This window comes from Microbacterium sp. CPCC 204701, from assembly GCF_004010105.1.
Lineage (GTDB): Bacteria > Actinomycetota > Actinomycetes > Actinomycetales > Microbacteriaceae > Microbacterium.
The window spans coordinates 1-5,253 of the sequence record NZ_RRYE01000215.1 but is presented as its reverse complement, the minus strand read 5'-3'; the positions used below and the strand labels follow the sequence as shown (position 1 = coordinate 5,253).

The 5,253-nt window shown below is 70.9% G+C and carries 6 protein-coding genes and 1 pseudogene; 6 read left to right on the top strand and 1 reads right to left on the bottom strand.

The window, feature by feature from the left end; genetic code table 11:
- Both EIO58_RS19350 and EIO58_RS12180 read left to right on the top strand, forming a co-directional pair.
- Positions 1-150 (top strand): annotated as a pseudogene (locus tag EIO58_RS19350) (sensor histidine kinase); the annotation flags it as partial.
- Between the two features lie 100 nt (positions 151-250).
- Positions 251-907, top strand: coding sequence for a response regulator (locus tag EIO58_RS12180; protein ID WP_127819769.1), 657 nt, complete (start codon positions 251-253; stop codon positions 905-907).
- Here EIO58_RS12180 and EIO58_RS12175 read toward each other — a convergent pair.
- Positions 904-1,377: a winged helix-turn-helix transcriptional regulator gene (locus EIO58_RS12175; protein WP_127819768.1), complete on the bottom strand. Its 474-nt coding sequence runs from the start codon at positions 1,375-1,377 to the stop codon at positions 904-906. The two genes, EIO58_RS12180 and EIO58_RS12175, sit on opposite strands and share 4 nt — an antisense overlap.
- Positions 1,378-1,462: 85 nt before the next feature.
- On the opposite strand from EIO58_RS12175, the gene EIO58_RS12170 reads away from it, so the two are divergent.
- The 4 genes from EIO58_RS12170 to EIO58_RS12155 all read left to right on the top strand — a co-directional run bounded on the left by EIO58_RS12170 (position 1,463) and on the right by EIO58_RS12155 (position 5,160).
- Positions 1,463-1,978 carry an SRPBCC family protein gene (locus EIO58_RS12170; RefSeq protein WP_127819767.1) on the top strand — a complete coding sequence of 172 codons (516 nt, stop codon included), beginning with the start codon at positions 1,463-1,465 and terminating at the stop codon, positions 1,976-1,978.
- A 77-nt stretch (positions 1,979-2,055) separates the two neighbouring features.
- Complete coding sequence (locus EIO58_RS12165; RefSeq protein ID WP_127819766.1) at positions 2,056-2,850, top strand: ABC transporter ATP-binding protein; 795 nt, start codon at positions 2,056-2,058, stop codon at positions 2,848-2,850.
- A complete protein-coding gene (locus tag EIO58_RS12160) occupies positions 2,847-4,337 on the top strand; it encodes an FtsX-like permease family protein (protein ID WP_446723923.1) in 1,491 nt (496 codons plus the stop codon). The genes EIO58_RS12165 and EIO58_RS12160 overlap by 4 nt, the downstream gene beginning before the upstream one ends.
- Positions 4,338-4,566: 229 nt before the next feature.
- A complete protein-coding gene (locus EIO58_RS12155; protein WP_127819765.1) occupies positions 4,567-5,160 on the top strand; it encodes an NADPH-dependent FMN reductase in 594 nt (197 codons plus the stop codon).
- The last annotated feature ends 93 nt before the right edge of the window (positions 5,161-5,253 follow it).

Sequence of the window (5,253 nt, the reverse complement as noted above, 5' to 3'; positions counted from 1 at the left end):
CCGCGCGGCGGCGACACTCCGCGCGGCCATGGCATCATCGGCATGCGCGAGCGCGCGCAGCTGGCGGGCGGCCGGCTCGACGCGGGGGCGGATGCGGCCGAGGGCCGGTTCGTCGTGCGCGCCGTCATCCCCATCGGAGGTCCCGCGTGATCCGCGCCGAGGATTCAGGAGACACGCCGGTGCCCGACCCCTTGCGACCGAGCGACGCGGCGCTCTTCCTGATTCTTCGACACGAAGCGGAGCAAGCCGCATGATCCGCGTCGCGCTGGTCGACGATCAGGCGCTCTTCCGCGCCGGCATCCGCATGCTCGTCGATTCGCAGCCCGACCTCGAGGTCGTGGCCGAGGCATCCGACGGTCGCGAAGCACTCGGCGTGGTGCGGGCCACACATCCCGACGTGGTGCTCATGGACATCCGCATGCCCGTCATGGACGGTCTCGCGGCGACTGCGGAGCTGCTGACGGATGCCCGAGACGAGAAGGCGCCGTCGCCGCCGCGCATCGTCATGCTCACGACGTTCGACCTCGATGAGGCCGCCGCGCGGGCGATCCGCCAGGGCGCGAGCGGCTTCCTGCTGAAGGACGCCGATCCCGAGTTCCTGCTCGCGGCGATCCGCACCGTGCACTCGGGGTCGGCCGTGATCGCGGCATCCGCCACCCGCGACCTGTTCGCGCATTTCGCCGAGGCCGCACCCGGGCCGGTGCCGCCTGCCTACGACGCGCTGACCGAACGCGAGCGCGAGATCTTCGCGCTCGCCGCCCGCGGGCTCTCCAACGCCGAGATCGCCGCGCGCGAACACCTCTCGGAGGCCACGGTGAAGACGCACATCAGCCGCATCCTCATGAAGCTCTCGCTGCGCGACCGCGTGCAGCTCGTGGTCTTCGCGTTCGAACACGGCCTGACCTAGGCGACCGCGGCTCCCCGGCGGCGCGATGCCACGTAGTCGGCGGGCATGCCAGGGCCGAGCCGCACCGCGACCTCGTCGGGCGGCACAGGTCCGCACGACTCGCACGCGGCGACGGCGTGCACCGCACCGTCGCACGCGGTGTGGCGGTAGAGGATCGGCGGCTCGACGGGGGAAGCCCACTCGTCGCCCCACTCGGTGAGCGCGATCAGCGCCACCGCGAGAGCCCGGCCCTTCTCGGTGAGGACGTAGTCCGCCGATCCGCGGCGCTTCATCACTCCCGCCGCTACGAACGACTCGAGTCGCGACGAGAGGACGTTGGTCGCGATGCCGAGGTTGTGCTGGAAGTCGCCGAACCGCGTCACGCCCGCGAAGAGCGCGTCGCGCACGATCAAGAGGCTCCAGCGTTCGCCGACCTGCTCCAGCGATCTGGCGATCGAGCACACCTGGGTGTCGTACATCCGCCCCAACATGGATCCGACGATAGCACTTGCATGATGAAAGTAGACCGGTATATCGTCGCTTGCATCACGCAAGTACGCGATCGAGGAGCATGACATGAGCGGGAACTACACGACCACCATCGAGGTCGCCGCGACGCCGCAGCGGGCGTTCGCGGCCATCAACGACGTCGCAGGCTGGTGGGGGCGGATCACCGGCGCCACGACCGCGGTCGGCGACGAGTTCGTGTACGTCGTGCCCGGGCTCCACTACTCCGGCTTCCGGGTCGATGGGCTCGAGTCGGGCCGCCTCGTCGAGTGGACCGTCACCGGCAGCTACCTGGACTTCGTCGAGCACGGTCAGGAGTGGAACGGAACCACCGTGCGGTTCGAGATCTCGGAGACGCCCGACGGCGCGACCGTCGTGTTCACCCACGAGGGGCTCACCCGCGACGACGAGTGCTACGACACCTGCTCGAACGCCTGGAGCATGTTCGTGAACGGCAGCCTCAAGGCCTTCATCGAGACCGGCCGCGGCACGCCGTACGTCTTCGGCGGCGACGAGGCGTTGTCGGCCGACGACCACGAGGCCCTGCACCAGGGCGTCGCCGATGCGGTCGGGTTGGAACGCTGAAGGTCATCCTGGAGATGTAGACGGATGCCTCTGACGGGCGACGCGCGCGGCACCGGGTCGTCCGTACCGTCGAAGGCATGGAACTCTCATCGACAGATCTGGGCCTGGCCGCCCGGGTGCAGCAGCTCACCAAGACCTACGGAACCGGCGAGAGCACGGTGCGCGCCCTCGACGGCGTGAGCGTCGGAATCCGCCGCGGCGAGTTCACCGCCATCATGGGACCTTCGGGCTCGGGCAAGTCGACTCTCATGCACATCATGGCGGGCCTCGACGAGCCGACGAGCGGGCGCGCTTGGATCGGCGACACCGACATCACCGGCCTTTCCGACCTCGAGCTCACCGTGCTCCGCCGGCGCCGTGTCGGCTTCGTCTTCCAGGCGTTCAACCTCGTCCCCACCCTCGACGCGCTCAGCAACATCCTGCTGCCGTTCGATCTCGACGGGCGCCGGCCGACGGCGATCGAGCGCGCTCGCATCGACGGGCTCATCGATCGCCTGGGCCTCACATCGCGGCTCGGGCACCGCCCGCACCAGCTGTCGGGCGGCCAGCAGCAACGCGTCGCGATCGCCCGCGCTCTCGCGACGGCACCCGACCTGGTCTTCGCCGACGAGCCCACGGGCAACCTCGACTCGCGCTCCGGACGCGAGGTGCTCGCGCTCCTCGCCGCCGCCAGCCGAGAGCACGGCCAGTCCATCGCGATGGTCACCCACGATCCGGTCGCCGCGTCGCACGCCGACCGCGTGCTGTTCCTCGGCGACGGCCGCATCGTCGCCGACAAGCCACGCCAGAGTCCCGAGGAGATCTCGGCCTACATGCTCGCGTCCGAGCTCGGCGCGGCACCGGCCGCGACCGCGACGGGGGTGGCGTCATGACGACCGCGACCGACACGGGACGGATGCCGGGGGCCCCCGCCGCCGTCGCCTCCCGGCGCATGTCCGCGTCGAGCGCGCCGCTCGCATGGCTGCGCGAGCGCGGCATGGGCGCCAGCATCCTCGTGGCAGCGATCTCGAGCGCGTTCGGCGCGATCCTGCTGAGCGCGACCGGCTACATCGCCGCGATCATGCGGGCGGACCCGTTCATCGGCGAGAGCGGCACCCTCGCCGTCGTGCTCGCCATCATGTCGGTCCTGCTCCTCGGCGTGGCCGTGTACGTGGCGGCGATCGTGACCGCCAACACCTTCGCCACGGTCATCGCCGGCCGCACCCGCCGCATCGCACTGCTGCGCCTGATCGGCGCGTCGGCGCGGTCGCAGCGCGCCGAGGTAGCCCGCCAGGGACTCGTCGTCGGCATCATCGGCGCCGCCGTGGGTCTGGGTGCCGGAATCCTGGCCTCGTGGGCAGGCGTCCTGCTCGCGGGGAGCCTGCTCGGCGTCGATGAGGTCGAGTACGCGGTGATCCAGCCCGTGCTCGTGCTGCCTGCGATCGTGGTCGCGCTGACCACGTGGGCGGCGGCTTGGGCCGGATCGCGTCGCGTCCTGACGGTCACGCCCCTGCAGGCGCTCGGCGGCTCGGTCGAGGCATCCCACGGCGCGTACGTGCGCCGTGGCGGCCGCAACGGCGCCGCGATCGCGCTGTTCGGGATCGGCGCCGCGCTGCTGGCCGGTGGCATCGTGCTCGGGCTCGTGACGCCGCTCGGCGTGATCGTGGCGTTCTTCGGCGGCATCTTCTCGTTCACGGGGCTCGCTCTCGGGGCGACGCTGGTGATGCCCCCGGTGCTGAAGCTCGTCGGCCGGCTGTTCGGCAGCTCGGCGACGGCCCGTCTTGCGGCCGAGAACGCGCTGCGCTACCCCGAGCGGTCCAGCCGCATGGCGATCGGCGTCGTGATGGGCGTCACGCTCGTGACGATGTTCGCGGTCGCCCTCGAGACGGTGAAGGTCGTGCTGACGACGTCGGGCGGTGGCGAGCCGCCCGTCGAGATGACGACGCTCATCGACACCTTCGCGGGCGTCATGATGGGCCTGGTCGCGGTGTCCGCGGTGATCGCCGCCGTGGGCCTCGTGAACCTTCTGACGATCGGCGTCGTGCAGCGGCGGCGCGAGCTGGGCTTGCTGCGCGCACTCGGCGTCTCGACCGGGCAGGTGCGCCGCATGGTGCTGCTCGAGGCCGCGCACATCACGATCGCGGCCACCGCCACGGGGCTCGTGCTGGGCATCGCCTATGGCTGGGCAGGTGCGCAGTCGCTGCTCGGCGCGGTGCCCATGCCGCCGTCGTGGGCGTCGCCCACCCTCGTCGCCCCTGCGGTGCCGTGGGTCCCGGTCGCGGTCATCGTCGTCGCGACAGCCGTGCTCACGCTCGTCGCGGCGGTCGTGCCGACGCGGCTCGCGACGCGCGTCGCCCCGGTCGAGGCCCTGGCCGACTGACGCCCGAGCCGACGACGCCCGCGCTCGGCTCTCGCCGAGAACAGGTGATCTGGCGAAGACAGGACGTTCCGTCCAGGAATCGTCCTGCGTGCGCAAGATCACCTGCTGAGGGCAGAGGACCGGGGCGGAACACGCGACGGATGCCTCGGCACAGGCTTCGTGCTGAGGCATCCGTCGCCCTCGCGCAAGGGGGGTGCGCGACAGCGGCCACCCGAGGCACCCTGGGCGCATGGACATCGAGATCATGCAGCACGAACCGCCGTACCGTGTGGGCGTCGTCGTCGGCAGCCTGTCGCGGGAATCGATCAACCGCCGGCTCGCGGTCGCGCTCCAGCGCGTGGCCCCGTCGGAGTTCGAGTTTTTCGAGATCGCGTACGCCGACCTGCCGGTGTACAACCGCGACTTCGACGCGGACTATCCCCAGGTGGCGCTCGACTTCAAGGAGTCGGTCCGCTCGGCCGACGCCGTGCTGTTCGTCACCCCCGAGTACAACCGCTCCATCCCCGGTGCGCTGAAGAACGCGATCGACTGGGGGAGCAGGCCGTACGGCGACAACGCGTGGTCCGACATGCCGACGGCCGTGATCGGCGCGTCGTCGGGGCAGATCGGCACCGCGGTCGGCCAGCAGACGCTGCGCAGCACGCTGAGCTACCTCAACGCGCGGCAGATGACCTCGCCCGAGGCGTACATCCACTTCACGCCAGACCTGATCGATGACGAAGGCGTGGTGAGCGTGCCCGACACCGAGGAGTTCCTGCGCATGTTCATGCGGAGGTTCCTCGAGTACACGACGCGCGTCCTGACGGTCATTCCGCAGGAGTGAGCCAGCGGTCGGCCCGATCGGCCCCGGGCTCGGCGGGCTCGGGGTCGTGCGCCCACGTCGGGGCGAGGGCGCGGATGCGCGCCGCCCGCCACT

Coding starts and splice junctions, on each gene's coding strand:
- EIO58_RS12180 (WP_127819769.1), top strand. CDS start 251: ATGATCCGCGTCGCGCTGGTCGACGATCAGGCGCTCTTCCGCGCCGGC.
- EIO58_RS12175 (WP_127819768.1), bottom strand. CDS start 1,377: ATGTTGGGGCGGATGTACGACACCCAGGTGTGCTCGATCGCCAGATCG.
- EIO58_RS12170 (WP_127819767.1), top strand. CDS start 1,463: ATGAGCGGGAACTACACGACCACCATCGAGGTCGCCGCGACGCCGCAG.
- EIO58_RS12165 (WP_127819766.1), top strand. CDS start 2,056: ATGGAACTCTCATCGACAGATCTGGGCCTGGCCGCCCGGGTGCAGCAG.
- EIO58_RS12160 (WP_446723923.1), top strand. CDS start 2,847: ATGACGACCGCGACCGACACGGGACGGATGCCGGGGGCCCCCGCCGCC.
- EIO58_RS12155 (WP_127819765.1), top strand. CDS start 4,567: ATGGACATCGAGATCATGCAGCACGAACCGCCGTACCGTGTGGGCGTC.